The organism is Flagellimonas sediminis, assembly GCF_010500845.1.
GTDB lineage: Bacteria > Bacteroidota > Bacteroidia > Flavobacteriales > Flavobacteriaceae > Flagellimonas > Flagellimonas sediminis.
This window is the reverse complement of sequence record NZ_JAAAMI010000002.1, coordinates 34822-58098: the sequence shown is the minus strand read 5'-3', so window position 1 is coordinate 58098 and position 23277 is coordinate 34822. Positions and strand designations below refer to the sequence as shown.

Genomic DNA, 23277 nt, shown 5'->3' with positions numbered 1-23277 from the left:
CTAATCAATGAAAATCCTTTATATACACCAATATTTCAGAACCCCATATGAACCAGGAGGGACCAGGTCATATTGGATAAGTCAAGAACTTATCAAAAACGGTCATGAAGTGGTGATGTTGACCACCAATTCCGACGCTAATCAAAAGAAATGGGTAGAAAGGAAGACCATTGACGGTATCAATGTCATTTATGTGAAAGTGGCCTATGAAAATGAAATGGGCATTTTAAAAAGGTTGGTCGCATTCCTATCCTTTATGCTGTATTCTTCCTATTTAGGCCTAAAAGTCCCCAAAGTGGATCTGATGATCGCCACATCTACCCCGTTGACCGTGGGGTTCCCGGCCATGGTCATTAAAAAGTTAAAAGGTACTCCATATCTTTTTGAGGTTAGGGACCTTTGGCCAGAAGTTCCTATTCAAATGGGGGCCATTAAAAACAAATTCCTTCAAAAATTGACAAGGTCCTTCGAAAAATCGATCTATAAAAATGCAAAACATATTGTTGCCCTTTCCCCAGGGATGAAAGATGGTGTAATGGCACAAGGTGTTAAGGATGAAAAAGTTACCATGATTCCCAATATGGCAAAAATGGATAAATTTTGGCCCAGGGAAATCAATACGAGCTATCTGAAGAAACTGAATCTTAGAGAGGATTCCTTTAAAGTGGTCTATTTTGGTGCTTTGGGCCTGGCCAACGGGATCGAATACATCATGGACGCCATTGTCGAACTGAAAGACGACCCATCCATCGATTTTGTTTTTATAGGTCAGGGTAAAATGGCGGCTCGCATTGAAGAAAGGAAAAATGAGGAACAATTGACCAATCTTCACTATTATGGCTCTTTCAAAATGGAAGACACTTCTGAAATAGTGAATCTTTGCCATGTTTCATTGGTGACTTTTGATGACCTTCCCATTTTGGCCACCAATTCGCCAAACAAACTGTTCGATTCCCTTTCGGCAGGTAAACCTATTATTGTGAACAACCCAGGTTGGACCAAAGATCTTGTAGAGAAAAATAATTGTGGGGTATATGCAGATTGTAAATCCCCTTCCGATTTGGCCGCCAAAATCAGGTTTCTGAGGGATAATCAAGATTTACGAAAACAAATGGGTATTAATTCCAGAAAATTGGCAGAGACCAAATACGACAAATCAATTCTTTGTGATCAGTTTGCCAAAACCGTAAAAAGGCTTGAACCTGGTTCTTAAAACATTTTTATCCACTATATTACATCAATTCTAATTTGAAAAGCTAAAAATAAAGTCCCCCGACCAACCACAACCAGTAACGGATGAAACTTAGTATTGTAATACCTTGTTTCAACGTGGCCGAATACCTTCCACAATGTTTGGAAAGTATTCTTGATCAGGGACTAAAAGATGCTGATTACGAAATTATTGTGATCAATGATGGTTCTACGGACAACACGTTGGACATTGCATGCCGCTTTAGCGATACATACCCTGTCATTAAGGTTTTTGATCAAGAAAATCAGGGACTTGGAGCTGTAAGGAACAGGGGCATTGATCTAGCCCAAGGTGAGTATATCTACTTTCTGGATTCTGATGATTATCTTGCCGAAAATACATTGGGGGCCATTTTAAATATAGTGGAGCACAACGAACTTGATGTACTAACCTTCAAGACCAGACATGTTTTTGATGACTCCGCCATTACTTCCAACAAATTACCGACCGACAATAGCTCAATTTTAAAGATGGTTGACGGTATCACGTATATCTCAAAGGGCAAGTTTCGTAATGAAGTATGGTGGTACTTGATCAACAGACAATTTTTACTTGATTCAGGATTACGATTTATTGTGGGAAAATGGATGGAGGACACCCTTTTTACAACCAACCTGTTCTGTTTAGCAAACAAAATTACCCATGTTGATGCCGATGTGCACCGTTACCGTATACGCCCTAGTTCTGCTATGAAGAACAAATCTCCAGGGCATTATAACAAGGTAATCGATGATATGGCTGTTGCGGCAATCTGCTTTGACGAGATAATTAAATCAGTACCGGAAAACCATATTTTATCTAACAAATGCAAAAGTACCCTTCGCACCAAACAACAGGCCTTAGTATTTTTTTTGCTGGTCAGGTATCTAAAATCAGATTTGCCGATTTCCTATTTACGGAAAATTCTCGTAGATTTTAAAAAGTATGGGGCATATCCACTTCATCATTTTCTTGGTACGGACTACCATGGCCCCTCTTATAGATTACTTACTCTTATATTTAACTTTAAGCTCATTTTTTATCCGTTTGTAAAACTTTTCCGAATTTTTTATTCCCGCTAAAAATTACATCGGACTTTTAATCACTTTCATCTATAATCCTAAGCTGGTTAGAGAATTCTGAATATATTTAGCTCTTGTATGACAAAGTTCCCAATTGCAATAGTCCATTAAGAACCAGAATCATATGAATAATTCGCACAACAAGGACCAAAGGAAAGTTAAGTGGGCTTTCTTATGCAGTTTTTGGGGGAAGAATGCCAAGGATGTAATTACGTGGTATGCCGAAAACGATGATATCAACAAAATTGGTCTGGTAATTGGTGAGCAGCACAAATGCGGAGCCATGGACGAAGCACAAAAATATAACATCAAATGCGTCCACATAAAACCTGAGGATTTCTCCGATAAGAACGATTATCACGATAAACTTCTAAAAATTCTAATTGAGGAAAAAATCACCCATATCTTCTTATTGGGTTATCAATATTTAATTAAAAAGCCCATTTTAGAAGCTTTTCCAAATAGGATAGCTAACATCCACCCATCCTTATTCCCAAGTTTTTTGGGAACCAAAACGGCCATACAGGATGCCCTTGAATACGGGGTGAAGGTAACGGGTATCACCACACATATAATTGACCACCGATTTGACCGTGGTACCATTCTAAGGCAAGAACCCATAATAATAGAGGATACCGATACATTTGAGACGCTTTACCCTAAATTTTCTGAGAAAGGCCTTCCTATGATATTGGATACTATGCAAATGGTAGAGACGGGGATGGTGTAGGAATTTTATCTAGAAAAGATTACTTCTATCGGTTTTCTCCTGCTTTAAAAGAAAAAACAGGGTACTTTTAGGCAGAAGAATTGCCTCAACCTATTTCTATGTACAAGTCCTTTTTTAAGAGATTGATTGACTTTTTCGTTGCAATGATGGGATTGTTGATTATCTCCCCTATTTTTTTGTTGGTTGCCATCATGCTTTGGTTCGATTTTAAGGGAACCCCGTTTTTTAAACAACAACGCCCAGGGATGAATGAGAAAATTTTTAGCATCATAAAGTTTAAAACGATGAACAACAACACCGATGCAAATGGAAAATTATTGCCAGATAGTCTGCGAATTACAAAACTAGGCAGGTTTATCCGCAAAACATCTTTGGATGAGATTCCCCAGCTGTTCAATGTATTAAAAGGTGATATGAGCTTGGTGGGGCCGCGCCCTTTGCTCCCAAGCTATTTGCCATATTACAAAGAGGACGAACGTATAAGACATAGCGTGCGTCCTGGCATAACAGGTTTGGCCCAAGTCTCAGGAAGAAACTACTTGACCTGGGAAGAAAAATTTGCTTTTGATGCGGAATACGTAAACAATTTAACTTTTAGGATGGACTTTCAAATTTTGTCCAAAACCGTTAAAAAAGCCCTTAGCGGACAAGACGTTGCCTTTGATGCTGATGAAATTGTGGAGAGGTTGGATGATTACCGAAAAAATAATGTCGGACAGAAAAGCGTATTAAAAAAAGTTTAAATGCCATTACATTGATGAACAAAGTACATAGCCAATCAATAATGTCAGCCGATGCCAAAAAACTTGAGGTGTTTGATATAGGTACCGACTCAGAGGTAGAGGCCTTTAAGAACTTTATCAATACCATAAATCCAGACAATCCTTTTTATAAACCTGAACTTTTCAAAGAAGCAGGAAACATAGATGGAAATATAAGATACTTCGTTTATTTTGAAAATAATAAACCTTGTATCCTGATGAGTTTTTATCTACGATCGATCAAAATTAATGGGGAGATTACCGAATATAAGGATACTACTAGCCCATATGGTTATAGCGGCCCTTTATTTCAACCCGATATAGACCACGAAAAGCTGCAAAGTTTCTGGGAAATGGTCGACGCCTGGTACCGGGAGAACAATGTAGTTGCCGAGTTTATTCGATTTTCATTGAACGGAAACCATATCGGATATACAGGGACACCTTTCGCTACCCTGAACAATGTAAAGGGAAAACTGATATCCAAAGAAACCCAATGGGAAAATTTCAAACCGAAAGTCCGGAACAATTATAGGAAGGCCCAGAAAGAAGGTCTGGAATTTGTGATGCATCACGGTGACATTTCCCCTGAAATTGTTTCCCAATTCTATGATATCTATATCAAGACCATGCAACGCAACAAAGCTGTCGATTACTATTACTTTCCAAAAAGTTATTTTTCAGAATATCTGGAAAATAATCCAAAAAATGCTGCGATTGCCATGGTACTGTTGAATGGTATGGCCATTTCAACCGAGTTTATCCTCTTATCCAGTAGCACCATCTTTTCGTATTTGGGAGGAACCCTTGCCGAATTCTTCCACACCCGTCCCAACGATTTCTTGAAAATCAATGTTATGGATTGGGGTCGGGAAAATGACCGAACCCACTATGTTCTGGGTGGAGGAAGAAGCAATGATGACCAATTGTACAAATATAAAAAGGACTTTTTCCCAAAAGAAGAAGATTTGATCTACTACACCGGCAGAAAAATAGTGTTACCAGAAGTGTATCAAAAATTGGTGAATCGCACATTGGACAAACCCGAAGATTTTCCAAGTATTGAAGAAGGATATTTTCCTGCGTATCGGTCTGCTAGCGGTAAATGAGATTAAGAATTGATATTTTCATTGATCCAAAAAAACATGACATTCGTACATATAACAACCAAAACATTGCTTCAGACAAGTTTGTAGTAAGTACAACTCATCCTATCTTTGTGGAAAACTGATAAAATTTTTGGATTTGGAAATTTAAATGGCACAAACAAAAACTAACAAACCTACTGACTTATTTAACTAAAACTCCTTAAATCATTAAAATGCCTCCAACACCAAATTGCCCCCATTTTTATAAACCGAGCATTTCTCTGGGACAAAAGAAACTAAGCGGTCATATCATGAATTTAAATTGGAAGTCATGAATATCCTGATTACGTCGGCGGGTCGGCGGGTTTCATTGTTACAGGCTTTTCAAAAGGAATTAAAGAAATTTGTGCAAGATGGTAAGGTATATGCTGCCGATGCCAATCCCATTCAATCCGCTGCATGCCAAATTGCTGATGACCATTTTGAGGTTCCTCGCTTGGATGAAGAATCCTATATTGATTACATCCTACAAGAATGTATACAACGCAATATCAAATTGATTATCCCAACGATTGATCATGAATTGTTGCTGCTGGCCGAAAACAAGCAAGCTTTTAAAGAAAAGGGTATAACTGTTTTGGTGTCCAGCACAGATCTTGTCCAAAAATGTAGGAACAAAAAAGAAACCCACAAGTTTTTCGAATCGAACAATATCTCCATAGCCAAGGAATTTAAAAAAGATGATTACAAGTTGCCTTTGTTCATTAAACCTATAGATGGTAGCCGCAGTATCGATACATTTATTATACGTACCAAGGAGGATTTGACCCCATATCATTTTGAGAATGAAAAATTGCTTTTCCTTGAGTATTTGGACCACGATACCCATGATGAATATACCTGCGACCTCTATTATGACAAGAATCACAGGTTAAGGTGCGTTGTTCCCAGAAAAAGAATCGAAGTAAGGGATGGTGAGGTGAACAAAGGGCTTACCTGTAATAACTCAATGGTCACTTTTTTACGGGAAAACCTTGCTGTAATGGATGGAGCCGTGGGCTGCATCACAGCCCAATGCTTTATGAACAGGGAGACCCAAAAAATATATGGGATTGAACTGAACGCCCGATTTGGTGGCGGTTACCCCCTATCCTATTTGGCCGGGGCCAATTTCCCTAAATGGATCTTGGAGGAGTACTTTTTCCAAAAAGAAATGGAAGACCAATTTGATTGCTGGGAAGACAATCTCCTGATGCTCAGATATGACAGCGAAGTATTGGTTCATGGATTTAAAGATTGATCAAAATACCGTGGTGGTCTTTGACCTTGACGATACCCTTTATAACGAAATTGAGTATCTAAAATCTGCCTACCAACACATTGCCAAAAAAGTAGACCCTCATTCGTGGCAGAGCCTACATGCTATCATGTTTTCCCTATATAGATCGGGAAGCAATGTTTTTGATTATTTGATCAACGAACGTTCCTGTATCAAAGAAGATTTGTTGGACCATTACCGATACCACAGCCCTGCCATTGAACCCTTCCCGGGAGTTTTGGATCTATTTGTCGACATTAAAAAAAATGGAGGGAAACTTGCACTTGTGACTGATGGAAGGTCCGTCACTCAGCGTAACAAAATAAAGGCATTAGGGTTGGAACCCTATTTAGACCATATAGTGATCTCAGAGGAAATCGGGACTGAAAAACCTCATACAAACAATTTCCTGTCCGTTGAAAAAGCATTTAACCGCACCTGTCACTATTATATTGCCGACAATATTCGAAAAGATTTTGATGGTCCACATGAGTTAGGTTGGCAAGGAATCCTTTTGGCTGACAACGGCCTCAACATCCACCAAAATCCTTTGCTGAACTATAAAATAGAAAAATTGAATTTAACAGTTATCCTTTCCATCCAGGAGTTGCGCGTGGTTTCTTAAAAAAAGGATTATTCCGTTTCGGGATTCTTGGCCAATCCACTTGTCACCAAATCATTTTTAATGATATCGGCAACCAGGGTTCGCCCATAATTGTTCCAGTGCATATCGTAAACCAAGGTTGTTCTGCGCTTGGAATTGTTGATTGCATTCCCAAAGTCCAAATACTGAAAACCATTGGCGTTCAAATAATCCAAGAACACGGTAGAGGTCTCGGACACATCTATCAACAGAACAGTTTTCTTCTTATCAAACCCATACAAGGAAACCAAACTTTTAAAGTTTGCCAAATAAGTGGAATCCAGTTGTTGCTGATCAGTTTCAGATTCCTCTGTTTCCGTTTTTTCAGAAACACCTCCCTTGGCCAAATTTTTCACATCCTTCATCAAATCCCGTACGGGATCCAATACTCCAATTTCTGAAAAATACACAAGTAATTTGCTCTTTTTCAATAATTTGTTCAATGGTGACTCAAGATTAAGACGTGAAGTCTGCACAAAATATTCACCCCGGTTCAAATCATTGTTGAACTTCACCTTGATGTAGATTCTATCTATCAAATCAAAATCTTCCTTGTAAGCATTGATCAAATGTAACTGATCGGCCATATCGTAACCGGAATATCCGTATTCAAAGACCTTCACTTCATCATGGAGCTTATTTTCCACTTTGCGGCCAATGGATACCCGATAGGGTTGGTGGAATCCTTCTATGAAAGAATCACCGACCAAGGCAACTTCAACCCCATCATCCGTAGGAACATATTCCTGATACGAATTGAAACCTGAACTGTTGATATTATACCTGATGAAGTTTTGGTTTCGGTTGCCCGTCACATTATAGCCATTTTGGTTGGGCACCCATTTTTCAACCCTTTTCTCATCCACAAATCGAGATGGTTTGTCTTCTCCCAGATAGAAAATACGTACCAAGATTTCTAAGGAAATCAAGATGAGTACAGAGTATATGACCAAGTTTTTGACTAATTTTTTCATATCTAGAACTGGAAGTAAATAAATGATCTATCAAAACCGCTATCATAAAACAACAGCATGGTAAATACTACCAAGGTGTAGGCTACAAAACGTACTGCTTTAGACCTGAATTTGAACGGGCTGCGTTCATCCTTTCTAATTCTATACTCATACAAAACAAAGGCAGCCAATAAAATATAGTAGTCTACCATTCTGTATCCATTTGGGTGAACATAATGTTCGTAGCTGAAATTATTGAATATTCTTCCGATAAAATTAAAAGAATCGGTCAAAGACTCCGATCTAAAGAATATCCTTGAAAAGGTTACGATGGCAAAGGTCAAAATCAACTGACCTATTTCGGTAAAGGTCGGGAAAAGGGTGTTCTCCCCTACTACACTGTCTTTGTAAATGGCGTTACGCCCCATTAAATAAACGGGAATATACGCCAGGGCGTGGAAACCTCCCCAAAAAATGAAGGTCCAGTTGGCTCCGTGCCAGAATCCGCTCACCAAGAAAATAATGGATATATTGCGTATTGCCTTCATTTTACTGACCCTGGATCCTCCTAGCGGAATATATATATAATGTCTAAACCACGTGGAAAGGGAAACGTGCCAACGTTGCCAATACTCGGCAACGTTCCTGGAAAAGTTGGGAAACTTGAAATTGGACATCAGTTCCACCCCGAACATTTTTGAAGTACCGATAGCAATGTCGGAATACCCACTAAAATCCCCGTACACTTGAAAGCTGAACAAGGTTACACCCAAAATTAGGGTAGATGCCGAGTACGTTTCATAATGCATAAAAATATCGTCCACTATGGGCGCGATACCATCCGCAATGACCAATTTTTTGAACAGGCCCCACAAGATCAACTTAAGACCTGCTGCCGTTTGCTCATAACTAAAAGTCCGTTTATTGGTAATTTGATGGAGCAGATTGGAGGCCCTTTCAATGGGCCCTGCCACCAATTGGGGGAAAAATGCAACGAAAGTAGCAAAGGAAAGGAAATCGCGACAAGGTTTGATCCTCTTGTAATATACATCCAAAGAGTAGGACATGGTTTGAAAAGTATAGAACGATATACCCACTGGCAGAATAATCTGGAGCGTCCACGTACTCTTGATCTGGTAGCCCAAAAGTTGGAACATATCCACAAAGGAATCCACAAAGAAATTGTAGTACTTAAAGAAGCCCAGTAGGGACAAATTAAAGATCATACTGACCCAGAGCCAAAGCTTCTGCTTTTTCCGCTCGTCAGCATTGTTCTCAATCATGATACCCACGAAATAGTCCACAATGGTACTGGCAATGATCAGAAATAGGAACCTCCAATCCCATAGACCATAAAAGTAATAACTACCTGCCAAGACCAAGGCATTTTGTACCGTAACCTTTTTATTGAAGACAAACCAATAAAGCACGAACATTATTGGGAGGAAAATGAAATACTCCAGCGAATTAAATAGCATTTATTTATTTTTTGGTCAGAACATAATTTCCGATTACCAAGCTGTCCAATCCCGTTGACCAAAAGCATCTAATGGCACCAATCGGAAATCATACAACAGGTTTTCCTTAAATATTGAAACTCTTATTCAAAACTACGGGGACACCCGTTTTTTTCCCAAGCTTATCGACAACATTATAATATCTTGGATGTAATTCTCTTCTAATGGTCTGCAATCGGGTACTACCATCCGCATGGGTCACCACAGAAGTCACGGATTGTTTTTCCCTCAATACAGGGCCTTAAAAGGAAAGACGTTTCAGTCTTGATCCTAAAACTTGTCCCGGCTCACAATGGTGGAAGGGACGTCTGGCCTATAAGCTTCGCTAGAATTCAACAATAATAAACTCCGACCGTCTATTCTTGGCATGCTTTTCCTCAGTGCAATATACGCCATCCCCACATTCGTTCGTCAACTGTGTTTCGCCAAAGGCCTCGTAGGATATCCTCTCTTGTGAAATACCTTTGGATACCACATACTCAACCGTACGCTGGGCCCTTCTTTCTGATAACCATTGGTTATATTCCTTGGTTCCCCTAGAGTCGGTATGGGCTGTAATCTTGATATTCAAATTGGGTTCACTTTCCATGATGGTCACCAATTGGTCCAACAATTCTTGGTCACGTGAAGTGAGATACGAAGAATTCAATTTGAAGTATACACTGCCCAAATCATTGATCTTAGTCTGCAAAGCTACCCTCCTTGCATCTTCGGCATCCTTTTTGGCCTTTTCGGCGGCGGCCAATTCGGCAGCTTCTTTTTCACGCTGTAAACGTTCCGCCAACAAACGAGCCTCTTCCTCGGCCTTGGAAATGGAATCCTGCACCCTTTGTTGCTCTTTTTCCAATTCTTCCAAATAGGCCAATTTTTCCTCTCCTTTTCTAGAAAGTCCTTTTTCTACTTCGAACCTATAGGCTACACCTAAGGCATGTTGAATATGGTTGGTTCCATTTTCGGTACTCATGGCCCACTTTCCAGTAGAGTTAAAATCCAATCCCCAGTGGTCTGAAAACCATGTTCTAAATCCAATAATAGCGTTATAGGTACCCCTACTTTGATTGTTGGCATCTGTATATCCAGCACCAATGCCAATATAGGGATCAAAAAAACCGGTTTCACCAAGGATCATGTTCAAATCGTAGCTGACCCTAAAGTCCATCCCCCAATAATCAATATCCTCGGTATTAACAGCATTGTCAATAATCTTACCCTCCTTGTATTTGTTATAGGTTCCGATCGCCTCCAATCCCAGACCGTTGTTGAAATAACGGCCAACACTGAATCTTGACGGATAAGGAACCATGTTCCACCCTTCACTAAGATCAAAGAGTTCACCAAATTCATCTCCGGAATCATCCACTATATTGACACCCAAGGTAACCAACCAATAACTCTGCACAATGCTGTCCTTTTTGGTAAGTTGTTCCACTTCTTGGGCAAAAATGGAAGACATAAAACAAAATGACATAATTGCCATTATAGGTTTTGAAATATTCATGATATGCGATTTGAGGTTATCGACAACAAAACTATACCAATGTTACCAATAGATAAATTTTGCACTTCCAAGTGCTCCAATTTTCGATAAGAAGTAAAAGTTATTTTTAATCCCTTAATTTTCAATGTTTTGAAAATCGATACTTTGATCGATTATCGGCATTTTATACAGATAAAAGGGATAATGGACAGACTGCACGACATTATTTTCAACTTGCTCTTTGCCAATCAATTGCACAGCAATGGAAAATCCTGATTCTGTTTGGGGAAGTTTAGAAAGTACCGGTTCCACACTTCCATGTTGTTCTCCCAAGCAAACCAAAATCAACATATCTTTTGAAAAATCGATAATAGGGACCGGAAGTCCTGGCTTACGGGTCATGTTGATTTTTGAATAAAATTTTTGGAGGGATTTTTGATCTCGAATTACCTGCACCCCATACTCGGTAACGGTGCTGAAATCATCATGATCCATCAAAACCAAATTATCCAAAGGTTCACCTAGTGGTTTATGACCGTCCTTTTGCGCTTTGCACGACAGAAAACAGATTAAATATAAAACCAGCATTCTGCCCATAATCAAAAGGTATTCTTAAATCGGGATTTATATGCCTTTTCATAAATTTCCTCATAAAGGGGAAGTATATTGACGATGTCGAACTTGGAAGCTACCTTATAGGCGTTGTCCTTGAATTTTTTCAGAACAACATCGTCCTTCAAAATTTCAATAGCCTTTTCGGCCATGGTATCCACATCACCCACATCGGCCAAGTAACCAGAAACTCCATCGATATTCACTTCAGGAATACCTCCTGTATTACTGGAAATGATCGCTACCTTATTGATCATGGCTTCCAAAGCGGCAAGACCAAAACTCTCCGATTCCGAAGGCAATAGGAACAAGTCCGAAAAACACAAGATCCTGTCAATTTCGTTGCTATTGCCCAAGAACAGCACCTTATCCTTCAATCCAAGGTCTTCACACATTTTTTCTGCCCTTTCCTTCTCTGGCCCTTCACCCACCATAATCAATTTAGCCGGTACGGTTTTCTGAACTTTGTTGAAAATGTTGATTACATCCGGTATACGTTTCACCTTCCTAAAATTACTAATGTGCGTAACGATACGTTCATTTTCCTTTGCCATCATTGAACGCTGGCAATCAGAGTACTCTGGACGGTATTTGGAAATTTCAATGAAGTTGGGCACCACCTCAATTTCCTTTTCTATATCGAACAGCTCCAAAGTACTTTGTTTTAAAGCTTCGGAAACGGAAGTGACCACATCGGACTTATTTATACTGAAGGTAACTGCTGGTTTATAGAAAGGATGTTTGCCCACCAAGGTAATGTCCGTCCCGTGTAGTGTGGTAATCATCGGAATAAAGATTCCTGACTCCTGAAGCATCTTTTTGGCCATGTAACCCGCGTAGGCATGTGGAATGGCATAATGGACGTGCAACAATTCTATATCGTACATTTTGATGGTATCCACCAATTTGCTGGAAAGTGCCAACTCGTACGGTTGGTAATGAAAAAGCGGGTATTCCGGCACATGGACTTCGTGAAAATGGATGTTGTTTCCCAAGAGTTCCAAGCGTACCGGCTGGCGGTAGGTGACAAAATGTACCTCGTGCCCCCTTGCTGCCAGGGCAATCCCCAATTCTGTGGCCACTACTCCACTACCGCCAAATGTTGGGTAGCATACAATCGCAATTTTCATAAAAACAAATCTAAGGCAAATAATTTATGCCTAGTTAATAATGGAATCATAAATAACCTGTTGTATCCTTGTCCTCAATGCGGAACCGATCAGCAAGTTATTGGCAGCAGATGGGTAGGTTCTGTTAGAAAGAAACACATAAACCAATTCGGCATCTGGGTCGGCCCAAGTATAAGTGCCCGTAAAACCACTGTGCCCGAAGCTTTTCCGTGAGACGCAACCACATGTTGGTCCTTTTTCTTCCAACTGGGGTTTATCAAACCCTACACCTCTACGCACATTCTTGTTACAGAAATAGCACGTGTTGAATTTTTTGATGGTGCGCTCGTTCAATAATTGTTCACCACCATAATATCCCCCTTGCAGGTACATTTGCATGATCTTGGCCACTTCTTCCGCCGTACTGAAAAGTCCGGCATGACCTCCTACCCCACCTTGCATGGCCGCTCCCATATCGTGCACATAGCCCTGTATCCGCTGATATCTGAAGTAGTCGTCCTCCTCGGTCGGAACTATCTCATCTACTTGAAATTTTTTTAAAGGGTTGAAGGTAGTCCTCTGCAAACCCATCGGTCGGTAGAAAAACTCTTCTACCAATTCATCAATTGGTCGTTGATAGGTCTTTTCAATATACTCCTTGAAAACATAGTATCCCACATCACTGTAACGATAGCGATTGGACTTCAAGGTCTGCCTTCCGATACGATTGTAAATGGAATCCTTATAAGATCGGGTTAAATACAAATGATCGGCCACTTTATACGGAAAAGCATCGGATGGATTGTTCCTGTAAAACTCTGTTGAAGGCTTTCTATCCTTGGTCAGCGTGTCCAGATAAAAGGCAATCCAGGAAGGGAGCCTACCATAGTGGGACAGTGCCTTTAAAACGGTCACGTCCTTTAGTTCAGTATCTGCATATTCCGGTATCAAATCCTTGAAGGTATCATTAAGTGCAATTTTCCCTTCTTCCTCCATTTTCATGATCATGGGCAAGGTGCTCAAGATTTTGGTCAAAGAAGCAAGGTCATAAATGGATTCGGAGGTAATGCTGTCCGTGGAATCATAGGTGGGCTTTCCAAAGCTCTTGTTATAAATGATCTTCCCTTTTCTTGCCACCAAAACCTGCGCTCCGGGGAACATCAATGAATCTATACCTTGTTGTACCATAGAGTCGACCATGGCCAAACCTTCAGTGCTCATCCCAACGCGTTCTGGAACACTATAACCCAATCTTTGAATCGGTTTCAACTCCACACCTGTACCCACAGGAAATTCCGTATGGGCGGAAACCGGTAATTTCCCCGTGGCACCAATTGCCCCGAAGATTACTTCCGCGGCCTTTTCCTGGGCAATGTCACTATTCTGATAAGCCACCACCACTCCGTCCATGGCATCCATATTGGGTACATCCAAAAGGGCATAGGGCTTGGTAAACAGGGCCAGAATGGTATTGCTGGTCCTCAGGTGTGATATCTCTTCCAACCAATACAACTCGTTCTGCGAAAACTTATATCCCTTCCATGGGCTGGCATTGCTTTTGTGAAACCCGATAATGACCAAATTATAGTTTGCGAGCTCCGTTTTATACTCCGAAATGTTCTTGGCATCAATTTCGGTTACCTTAAAATATTTGTTCAAAGATGTAAGAAAAACAGACCCGGAATCATCACCAAAATGCACGTAGGCAATTTTTTTGTTATCCAGTTTTTTGATGGGCATCAATGAAAAATTGTTCTTGGCCACCGTGATGGCTCCCTCAATGGCTTCTTCATAAAGCACATCATTTTCTATGGTATTGAGATCGTTATACAAATTCTCCAATGAAACAGGCCTGTAATCGTTCAACCCAGCCTTGTACTTTGCCTTCAATATTTTCTTTACCGACAAGGACAGCCGCTCTTCTGTAATCAATCCAGAATTATAGGCCTCAACCAATTTTTCCTTTGCCTTGTCGACATTCTCGGGCATGAGGAGCACATCGTTACCAGCCAGAAAAGCTTGCAGTTCCACTTCCCCATCAGGAGCAAATTGAGAAACCGCTTTCATGTTCAAGGCGTCGGTGAAAATCAACCCTTGGAAACCCAGTTCCTCCTGCAATAAATCCGTGACAATGGATTTGGATAGTGTTGAAGGGTGCCCTTCCCTATTCTCCAAGGCTGGAACATCCAAATGGGCTACCATAACAGAACTAAGTCCATTTTCCATGGCCTTTTTAAAGGGATAAAGCTCAATGGAATCCAACTCTTCCTTAAAAGAGTCAATGATGGGCAAAGCCTTATGGGAATCCGTTTCCGTATCGCCATGACCAGGAAAATGTTTGCCGGAAGACAAGACCCCAGCGGTTTCCATCCCCTTTAGAAATGCAATGCCCTTTTGCGCCACATTTTTGGGGTCCTCACCAAAAGAGCGATTGCCTATGATGGGATTTCGAGGATTGTTATTTACGTCCAGGTCTGGAGCAAAGTTGATGTGGACCCCCAAACGTTTGGCATGTTTTCCAATTTGATGCCCTACCTTTTCTACAATAGTACTATCCTGGATAGCTCCGAGGGTCATGTTCCAAGGAAAGGCATACGTGGAGTCAAGCCGCATGGCCATACCCCATTCTGCATCGGTCCCAATCAGTAACGGTACTTTGGATTCAGATTGGTACGCATTGGTCAATTTGGCCTGGGCAAGGGGTGTTCCGCTTAAAAATATCACTCCACCAATCCCTTCATCCTTAACCAAGCTTTTGATTTTATCCGTAGAAGCCTTGTCTTGATTGGATGCAATACTGACCATGAACAACTGCCCCACCTTTTCTTGCAAGGACATGGAATTGTATTGGTTTTCCACCCAAGTATGTTGGGCCAAAGAATCCTTGGTGACCAAAGGGTCTGTTTGGCCAAAAGCTGGGATACAAATGAATATGAATAGGGGAAAATAGAGGTTTATCCGCATAAATACCTTGTCTAAGACATGAACTTATTGCTGATAAAAATATTGCATTTGGTCGAGGAATGCACAGAAATTATGATAATTTAAGAACTCCTTAAACAAATCTGGAATGCCAACTTTCACTGGCGGGCACTTCCCAATTTTCGAGATATTCCTGTTTGGTGGCCACCAAATTATTAAAAACGATAGTGTTCGCGGAGACAGCCTTGTCCTTGGCCATTTTCTTGAAATCTGTTAACGGTTTATATGCAACGTATTCCCCTTGTTTAAAGGATACATTCATACGGTCCATAAGTTCCACCTGAAATTGTTGTTCCAAAGTCTGTATAAAATGAACGGATGCATCAATGGAACAACCCGAGGCACTGGCATTGGTCTGATCCAATCCAATGACAATAAACCTGTTGTATTTGATCTCAAATCCCGCATGCAAATCACTGCCATGAGCGGTCCATTGCTTTAGAAACTCCGATAGGCTTTCTTCTATGTTGCGCAATTCGGCTTCCGTGAAGCTTCTGTTGGATTGATAGATCCAAATCCGGGAATGATCGGGCAATTCATTAAATGTTACCAACATATCAAATTGAGTTTGCTAAAAGTTCGGCCACATCCAAAACGGCGACACTATCTTCTTTTTCATGCGCCTTGATGCCGTCCGTCATCATGGTATTGCAATAGGGACATCCTGTTGCAATAATATCGGGGTTGGTTTCCAAGGCATCCTTGGTACGTAATACATTGATGTCCATATCCCCTTTTTCGGGCTCCTTGAACATTTGTGCCCCGCCTGCACCACAGCACAAAGCAGTTGTTTTATGGCGTTTCATTTCTACCAAATCGGCATTGGTCTTTGCAAGCACTTCCCTTGGCGCCTCATACACTGCATTAGCTCGACCCAAATAACAGGGATCGTGAAAGGTGACACGTTTGCCTTTGTAGGTTTCCCCTTGTAAGGTCAAGCGACCTTGATCCAAGAGTTCTTTTAGGTATTGGGTATGGTGGACTACGTCATAAATGCCTCCCAAACTTGGGTATTCATTTTTTAGGGTATTGAAGGAATGGGGGTCGCAGGTCACGATCCTTTTCACTTCATATCCATTCAACAGTTCAATGTTCATCATGGCCTGCATTTGGAACAAAAACTCGTTGCCCGCCCTTTTGGCCACATCACCCGTAGAACTCTCTTCCTGACCCAAAACGGCAAAATCAACATTGGCTTTGTTCAACAGCTTCACGAACGCCCTGGATATTTTCTTGGCCCTATCATCATAACTTCCGGCCGAGCCTACCCAAAACAAAATTTCCGGCTGCTTGCCTTCCGCCATAAACTGCTGCATGGTTTTCACCCTCAATTGATCACCCATAATGCTAGATTTATTCGTTTACCCAGTTTAATCGGTCCATTTGGTTGTATGGCCAAGGAGCACCGTTATTTTCTATGTTGGACATCATATTGTTCAACTCCATAGGTGCAGCGGACTGCTCCATAACCAAGTATCTCCTCATCTCCACAATGATGGACAGGGGATCGATACTCACGGGGCATGCCTGTACACAAGCATTGCATGTGGTACACGCCCAAAGCTCTTCCCTGCTGATATAATCGTCCAACAATTGTTTGCCATCCGGAACAAACTCTCCTTTGTTGGCATCCATGTTCTTGCCTACTTCCTCCAGACGATCACGGGTATCCATCATGATCTTTCTGGGGGATAATTTCTTCCCTGTCTGGTTGGCAGGACACTCCGAGGTACATCTACCGCATTCTGTACAGGTATAGGCATTCAATAGTTGGACCCAGTTCAAATCCATCACGTCCGAGGCCCCAAATTTCTCGGGTACCGCTGCGGCATCTGTGGTAGTTGGTGCGGCAAAGGGGTCGGCATTGGGGTCCATCATCAATTTGACCTCATTGGTCACCGATTGCAGATTGTTGAGTTGTCCTTTGGGTTTTACCTTACCATAGTAGGTGTTTGGGAACGCCAAAAGAATATGAAGGTGTTTGGAAAAGTACAAATAGTTCAAAAAGGCCAAGATGCCCAAGATGTGTAACCACCAAGCTGTACGTTCCACCAAAATCAAACTAGACTCTGACAATCTGCTCCATAAAGGCACCAAATATTGACTGATGGGGAAAGCACCCGCTTCCAAATAGTGCCCTACTCCCAATTGCTGCAATTGGAAATCTGCCGCGTTCATGGTCAAAAAGAGCGTCATCAACACGAATTCGATGTACAAAATCAGGTTACCGTCCTTTTTGGGCCATCCCTTCATTTCCGGTTTGATGAAACGTTGCAATCGGATAATATTCCTGCGAATCCAGAATACCACAACGGCCACAATGACCAAGAAGGCCAAAATTTCAAACGAGCCTATCAAGAAATTATATACCAAACCCAAAGAAGAAAACAGTCTATGGGTACCCAACAAACCATCAAGGATGATTTCAAGTACCTCAATGTTAATGATGATGAATCCCACATAAACAAAAATGTGCATGATCCCTGCCACTGGTCGCACCACCATTTTGCTCTGTCCCAACGCAATCTGCACCATATTTTTCCAACGCTGGGGCTTGTTGTCGCTCACATCCACATCTTTCCCCAATTTGATGTTCCTAGAGAGCTTTTTCACATTGTGCGTAAAGAAACCCACCCCTACCAACAGGGCAATGGCAAACAATATGTTGGGTAAGTATTCCATCTATTGATTCTCTTTTTGTTCTGCCGGATCGTTTTCAGGAAGGGTATATTCCTTCTGTTTTTTACCAAAAACGGAAACATTCACGTAGCGTTTTGGATTAAGTCTGAAATCCTGTAACAACAGATCCAACTCCCTTGATGCGGCCGCCAAATTATCGTACAGGGCATCGTCTTTATGCAATTTGCCCAAAGAGCCTTCTCCTTCTTCTATTTTTGCCAAAATGCCATTGAGCTTGCTAACCGTACCTTGGAACTCGGCAAGGGTACCTCCCAAATCCGCATTGACCAATGAGTCAGAAAGTTTGGAGAAATTTGAGGTGATATGGCTCACGTTTTTCAAAGAAGAATCCAATTGCATTTTGTTGTTGGCCAGCAACACGTTTAAGTTATCGGCGCTTCCTTTAAAGGATTTTACCAACGCGTTCAACGAAACTATGGTTTCCTGAAGCTGCTTTTTGGTAGGATCGTCAAGTATTTGGTTCACATTCATCAATAATGAATCGGCATTGGATACCGCACCTTCTACCTTCATTTGCAATGGGGTCAATTTTTGTTGAACCAGTTCGGTAATGCCCGGTTTAATTTTGGATTGCAGGGTATCTCCAGATTTGGCCATCGATGCATTATCAAAAACAGGTACGATCTGCACTCCTTTTCCACCAATGATCCCAGTGTCGAACAATTCTGCCACACTGTTTTCTGAAAATTGAAATTCATTGCTAACGGATAGGGTTACCAGTAATTTTCCGGAGCCATCCTTAAATTTGATACTGGTGACATTCCCAACATTATATCCGTTTATGGACACTTGGGTGCCGGGTTGCAGCCCCCCAACATTGTCGTACACGGCATAGAACGTTTTGTTATTATCGAAAAGTGGGGAGGATTTTAAGTAGCTAAGCCCAAAGATAAAGGCCACGATTCCTGCGACTACAATAATCCCGGTCTTGATTTCCCTGGATAGTTTCAAAAGATTCGGTTTACAGTTTAAACAAAATTAGGAATATTTTTTACAAGGAGACCATTCATTCGACGGCTACTTCAAAGCATCCGTCAATGGCACCCTGTTTCCTTTTTTATAGGCAACGATATAAGATGTGGTGTAGCCTTTGGCATCTGCATTGGCCTTTAGCTTTTTGGCCTCTTCATATGTATTGGCATTACCATACATATATCGGAACAGATTTTTATAAGGCTCTTTGGTCATTTGGTCCAATCCATTGAAGTTTTCACTCTTTAACGGAATGTTTTTGGCACTTGCCATAATCTGCACCTTATATTCAATTCCGGCACTAGTGGGCGGGGTGACTTCTTCTTTCACAACCTTGGGTCCTTCCTTGACCGGAACGGTTTTTGGTTCCTCTTTGATTGGGGCTTCTTCCTTTTTAATCTCCTTTTTGGTTTCTTCCGGAAGGTTCACTGTAACTTCCGTGTTTTCCACTCGTTGGGAAGATGGCGTGGTAACAACTCCTGTTCCAATTTCTTCTTTATAGGAAAGTATGGCATCAGCAATGGCCTTACCCATTTCTTGCTGCCCCTTTTTTGAATTCAGATAACTTCCCTCACTTTTATTGGTCAAGAATCCTGTTTCGATCAACACACTGGGCATAAAGGTTTGGTGCAATACAATGAATCCGGCCTGCTTTACCTTTCTGTCCTTTCTATTCAGTCTTGAGGTGAAATTGTCCTGCAGTTTTTTCCCCAAGTGGATACTTTGTTCCAAAAATTCTTCCTGCATAATGGTCAATCCAATAATGGATTCAGGCGAATTGATGTCGTACTCAGCATATCGGGTGGCATAATCATCTTCCAAATAAATTACGGAGTTTTCCTTTTTGGCAACCTCAAAGTTTTGTCGGTTGGCATGCAAACCAAGCACAAAGGTGCCTGCCCCACTGGCATCTGAGTTATGGGAATCACAATGCACGGAAACAAAGAGGTCCGCATTGGCCTGGTTGGCAATCTGTCCTCGAACGAACAAGTCCACAAAAGTGTCATCATCCCTTGTATACACTACCTTTATGTTCGGGTCCTTTGCCAATTCCTCGCCAGCTTTTAACACAATGGCCAATGCAATGTCCTTTTCCAGATAGCCATTTCCAAGGTTTCCAGGATCATGTCCACCGTGTCCTGCATCTAACACTACAACAAATTTATCCTTCGGTGGCACCCTAGTTTCATTATTGGTAAAAGATGTCAACGGAAGGACAAAGAGAAGAAAAACTAAAAATGCTGACCGACTTTTATTCATAAGAACTGCTTGATTATAGTGCTCCGTGTTGGTTAAAAATATGGTAATCTCCCATAAGTAGACCAAAAAATATATGTAAGTTTGAGGCCAAAAACTGGGCCAAACTAGCACAAAAATAGGATTTATCACGTTGCAACCAAATAAACATTTTCTAGTTTTCCTATTTGTTCTTCTATGTGGCAATGCTACCTTAAGCGCTCAGGAAGACCAGATTACACCTTTGCCCATAAAGGCCGTTAAGGACACCATACAGGCCCCTATACTTACCACAAATATTTTCGATAAAACCAAGGCGATAGATACCGTTGATGTAGATACGGTACCCAAAAAGCAGCCCTTGCTGCTGGACAAGATCAAATACAAGGCGAAGGATTATGTTAAAATGAGTCAGAAGGAGAACAAAATCTACCTTCATGACGAAGCTGAAATCTATTACCAGGACACGGAACTAAAAGCGGGTGTCATTGTGATGGATTACGTTAAAAATGAGGTTTATGCCGGGCGCATGAAAGATAGCTTGGGAAACTATTCCCAAGTACCATTTTTTAAACAAGGGGATAATGAGGTTCGGCCCGACTCCATCCGTTTTAATTTTGACACCCAAAAGGCACTGATCTGGAACTCCAGGACCGAGCAGCAAGCTGGATTGGGTCAGTTGGGCAGTGATGCCATGAAAGTCTATGCCCAAGTGACTAAAAAGGAGAATGACTCCGTTTACTTTTTGAGGGAGGGCAAACTCACCACGTCCAAGGATACCGTGGATCCCGATTATTACATTCGGGTGAGGAAAGCGAAGTTTGTACCCAAGAAAAAGATCATTGCCGGTTTTAGCAATATGTACATTGTAGATGTCCCCACACCAGTTGCCCTACCCTTTGCCTATTTCCCGTTAACACAAGGAAGGGCGCCCGGACTCCTTTTTCCTACCTTTGGTAATGACCCCAACAGAGGTTATTTTATCCAGAACGGCGGATATTATCTTCCCATCAGCGATTATGTGGATTTAAGTGTTACCGGTGATTACTACACCAATGGCAGTTACGGATTCATAGGGCAATCGGTTTATACCCAAAGGTACAAGTTCAAGGGGAACATCAGGATCAGTTATGAGAATTTGATCCAAAGCCAAAAAGGTTTTGATGATTATAGCCGATCCAGCAATTACAACATCCGGATATCACATACCCAGGACACCAAAGCCAGTCCCAATTCAAGGTTTTCTGCATCGGTAAACTTGGGGAGTAGCCAATATTACACCAATTCACTAAACCAGGTCAACCGGAACAACTCGCAAACGAACACCTTTGCTTCGTCCATTAGCTATTCCAAGACTTTTCCGGAATATCCCTCCGTTAATGCAAGTTTAACCCTCAGCCATACCCAGAATTCCAGGACCCAAACAATCAATATGTCCCTGCCCACATTTCAGGCGAGCATGGAACGTATCTACCCCTTCGTAAAAAGGGACGAAGTGAAAAAGGGCATTTTTGAGAACATCAACTTTCAGTACGATGTGAATGCCCAAAATAGCATAACCACTACGGAAGAAGATTTCTTTACCAGTAAAATGTTCGATGAAGCCAAGATCGGCGCCCGCCATCGCTTGCCCATCGCCACCAACTTTAAAGTGGCCAAATATTTTAGTGTAAGCCTAAGTGGCACCTATGAGGATATTTGGACCTTGGAAACCATTCGAAGACAATATGATGCTGTTGAAGAAGCCGTAGTCACGGATACCATACCTGGATTTGATCGTTTTAACCGATACAGTTTGGGAACGAGCATCGGTACCACTCTTTACGGAACATGGAATTTTGGTGAGGACAAAAAAATCCAAGCCTTGCGCCACGTTATGCGCCCTTCCATCAGCTATAGTTATGCACCTTCTTTTGAGCAATTTTATGATACTTATATTGATGGGGATGGCGATGAAGTGCAGTACACTCCATTTCAAACCAGTCTTTATGGGACTCCTTCGTTAAGCAAGGGAAGTTCTGTTAGTTTCTCCTTACAAAATACCTTGGAGGCAAAGGTTCGTGATAAGGACTCTACCGCTACAGAGCCCAAGAAGATCAGTATCCTCAGCAACTTGACCCTTTCGGCGAGCTATAATTTTGAAGCGGATTCACTTAAATTGAGCCCCGTGAGTTTAAGTGGTGCTACTGAAATCATCAAAAACGTACCCATTAACTTTGCGGCCACCTTTGACCCTTATGCCATTGATAACAGTGGACGAAGGATCAATACCCTGAATCTGAACAATGGTGGTGGTTTGGCCCGATTGACTTCGGCCCGATTGAACACTGGGTTTTCCCTTAACAGTGAAATGCTCCAAAAAGGAGGGGCCAAAAAGAAAGACGATAAGAACAGACAGCAGAATACCGATTATGGGTCAAACCCATTTGAATTGGAAGGCGCACAGACCGGGGACCGACATTTTGGCAAGGAAGGAGAGTCTGATAATGAGGAGATACCCCTATACAATAACAAATTGCCTTGGGATGCCCGTTTTACCTACGTAGCCACATACAACAACAGTAATAGGCAGGGCGAAATCACCAACCACTCCCTTATGTTTTCTGGGAATATTCAGTTGTCGCCCAAATGGGAAGTGGGTTTTAACTCTGGCTACGATTTGAAGAACAAAGGGTTTGCCGATACCCGATTTGCCTTTAAACGTGAATTGGGAAGTTTTAAAATGAGCTTTGACTGGACCCCCTTTGGAAGGTACGAACGTTGGTACTTTTTCATAGGGATCAGCAGTTCCATCCTTAGCGATCTTAAATGGGAAAATCGTAGTCAGCCCTATAGAAACCGATAATGTTTTTGAATATTTTCACCT

General features: G+C 41.5%; 20 protein-coding genes. 8 read left to right on the top strand and 12 right to left on the bottom strand.

Annotation, left to right across the window (positions count from 1 at the left end; translation table 11 throughout):
* Positions 1-7 precede the first annotated feature (7 nt).
* The 7 genes from GTK07_RS04800 to GTK07_RS04770 all read left to right on the top strand — a co-directional run bounded on the left by GTK07_RS04800 (position 8) and on the right by GTK07_RS04770 (position 6835).
* Positions 8-1213: a glycosyltransferase family 4 protein gene (locus GTK07_RS04800; protein WP_163633602.1), complete on the top strand. Its 1206-nt coding sequence runs from the start codon at positions 8-10 to the stop codon at positions 1211-1213.
* An 83-nt stretch (positions 1214-1296) separates the two neighbouring features.
* Positions 1297-2313, top strand: a complete 1017-nt coding sequence (locus GTK07_RS04795; RefSeq protein ID WP_163633600.1) for a glycosyltransferase — start codon at positions 1297-1299, stop codon at positions 2311-2313.
* Positions 2314-2437: 124 nt separating this feature from the next.
* A complete protein-coding gene (locus tag GTK07_RS04790; RefSeq protein WP_163633598.1) occupies positions 2438-3043 on the top strand; it encodes a formyltransferase family protein in 606 nt (201 codons plus the stop codon).
* 98 nt (positions 3044-3141) lie between these two features.
* A complete protein-coding gene (locus GTK07_RS04785) occupies positions 3142-3786 on the top strand; it encodes a sugar transferase (protein ID WP_163633596.1) in 645 nt (214 codons plus the stop codon).
* Positions 3787-3800: 14 nt separating this feature from the next.
* Positions 3801-4913 carry a GNAT family N-acetyltransferase gene (locus GTK07_RS04780; protein ID WP_163633594.1) on the top strand — a complete coding sequence of 371 codons (1113 nt, stop codon included), beginning with the start codon at positions 3801-3803 and terminating at the stop codon, positions 4911-4913.
* A 310-nt stretch (positions 4914-5223) separates the two neighbouring features.
* Positions 5224-6192: an ATP-grasp domain-containing protein gene (locus tag GTK07_RS04775; RefSeq protein WP_163633592.1), complete on the top strand. Its 969-nt coding sequence runs from the start codon at positions 5224-5226 to the stop codon at positions 6190-6192.
* Positions 6176-6835, top strand: a complete 660-nt coding sequence (locus GTK07_RS04770; RefSeq protein WP_163633590.1) for an HAD family hydrolase — start codon at positions 6176-6178, stop codon at positions 6833-6835. The genes GTK07_RS04775 and GTK07_RS04770 overlap by 17 nt, the downstream gene beginning before the upstream one ends.
* 8 nt (positions 6836-6843) lie before the next feature.
* Here GTK07_RS04770 and GTK07_RS04765 read toward each other — a convergent pair whose 3' ends face one another.
* The 12 genes from GTK07_RS04765 to GTK07_RS04710 form a co-directional block, all read right to left on the bottom strand.
* Complete coding sequence (locus GTK07_RS04765; RefSeq protein WP_163633588.1) at positions 6844-7827, bottom strand: hypothetical protein; 984 nt, start codon at positions 7825-7827, stop codon at positions 6844-6846.
* A gap of 2 nt (positions 7828-7829) precedes the next feature.
* Positions 7830-9284 (bottom strand): MBOAT family O-acyltransferase, encoded by a 1455-nt coding sequence (locus tag GTK07_RS04760; RefSeq protein WP_163633586.1) that lies wholly within the window; start codon positions 9282-9284, stop codon positions 7830-7832.
* Positions 9285-9390: 106 nt separating this feature from the next.
* Complete coding sequence (locus GTK07_RS19470; protein WP_163633584.1) at positions 9391-9555, bottom strand: carbamoyltransferase C-terminal domain-containing protein; 165 nt, start codon at positions 9553-9555, stop codon at positions 9391-9393.
* A 93-nt stretch (positions 9556-9648) separates the two neighbouring features.
* On the bottom strand, positions 9649-10791 hold the full coding sequence (locus GTK07_RS04750) for an OmpA family protein (protein ID WP_235932439.1): 1143 nt from the start codon (positions 10789-10791) through the stop codon (positions 9649-9651).
* A gap of 144 nt (positions 10792-10935) precedes the next feature.
* Positions 10936-11313, bottom strand: a complete 378-nt coding sequence (locus GTK07_RS04745) for a hypothetical protein (protein ID WP_163633582.1) — start codon at positions 11311-11313, stop codon at positions 10936-10938.
* Positions 11314-11399: 86 nt separating this feature from the next.
* Complete coding sequence (gene bshA, locus GTK07_RS04740) at positions 11400-12542, bottom strand: N-acetyl-alpha-D-glucosaminyl L-malate synthase BshA (protein WP_163633580.1); 1143 nt, start codon at positions 12540-12542, stop codon at positions 11400-11402.
* A gap of 30 nt (positions 12543-12572) precedes the next feature.
* Positions 12573-15485: a glycoside hydrolase family 3 N-terminal domain-containing protein gene (locus GTK07_RS04735; RefSeq protein ID WP_163633577.1), complete on the bottom strand. Its 2913-nt coding sequence runs from the start codon at positions 15483-15485 to the stop codon at positions 12573-12575.
* A gap of 91 nt (positions 15486-15576) precedes the next feature.
* Positions 15577-16059, bottom strand: a complete 483-nt coding sequence (locus GTK07_RS04730; RefSeq protein ID WP_163633575.1) for an ABC transporter ATPase — start codon at positions 16057-16059, stop codon at positions 15577-15579.
* 1 nt (position 16060) lies between these two features.
* A complete protein-coding gene (locus GTK07_RS04725; protein ID WP_163633574.1) occupies positions 16061-16846 on the bottom strand; it encodes a (Fe-S)-binding protein in 786 nt (261 codons plus the stop codon).
* Between the two features lie 10 nt (positions 16847-16856).
* Complete coding sequence (locus GTK07_RS04720; RefSeq protein WP_163633572.1) at positions 16857-18185, bottom strand: 4Fe-4S dicluster domain-containing protein; 1329 nt, start codon at positions 18183-18185, stop codon at positions 16857-16859.
* The gene (locus tag GTK07_RS04715; RefSeq protein WP_163633570.1) at positions 18186-19154 is read right to left on the bottom strand and encodes an MlaD family protein; all 969 of its coding nucleotides are present in this window, start codon (positions 19152-19154) and stop codon (positions 18186-18188) included. It lies immediately after the preceding gene.
* 66 nt (positions 19155-19220) lie between these two features.
* On the bottom strand, positions 19221-20435 hold the full coding sequence (locus GTK07_RS04710; RefSeq protein ID WP_163633569.1) for an N-acetylmuramoyl-L-alanine amidase family protein: 1215 nt from the start codon (positions 20433-20435) through the stop codon (positions 19221-19223).
* Positions 20436-20565: 130 nt separating this feature from the next.
* Between GTK07_RS04710 and GTK07_RS04705 the strand changes: the two genes are divergently transcribed.
* On the top strand, positions 20566-23256 hold the full coding sequence (locus GTK07_RS04705; RefSeq protein ID WP_163633566.1) for a putative LPS assembly protein LptD: 2691 nt from the start codon (positions 20566-20568) through the stop codon (positions 23254-23256).
* Positions 23257-23277: the final 21 nt, after the last annotated feature.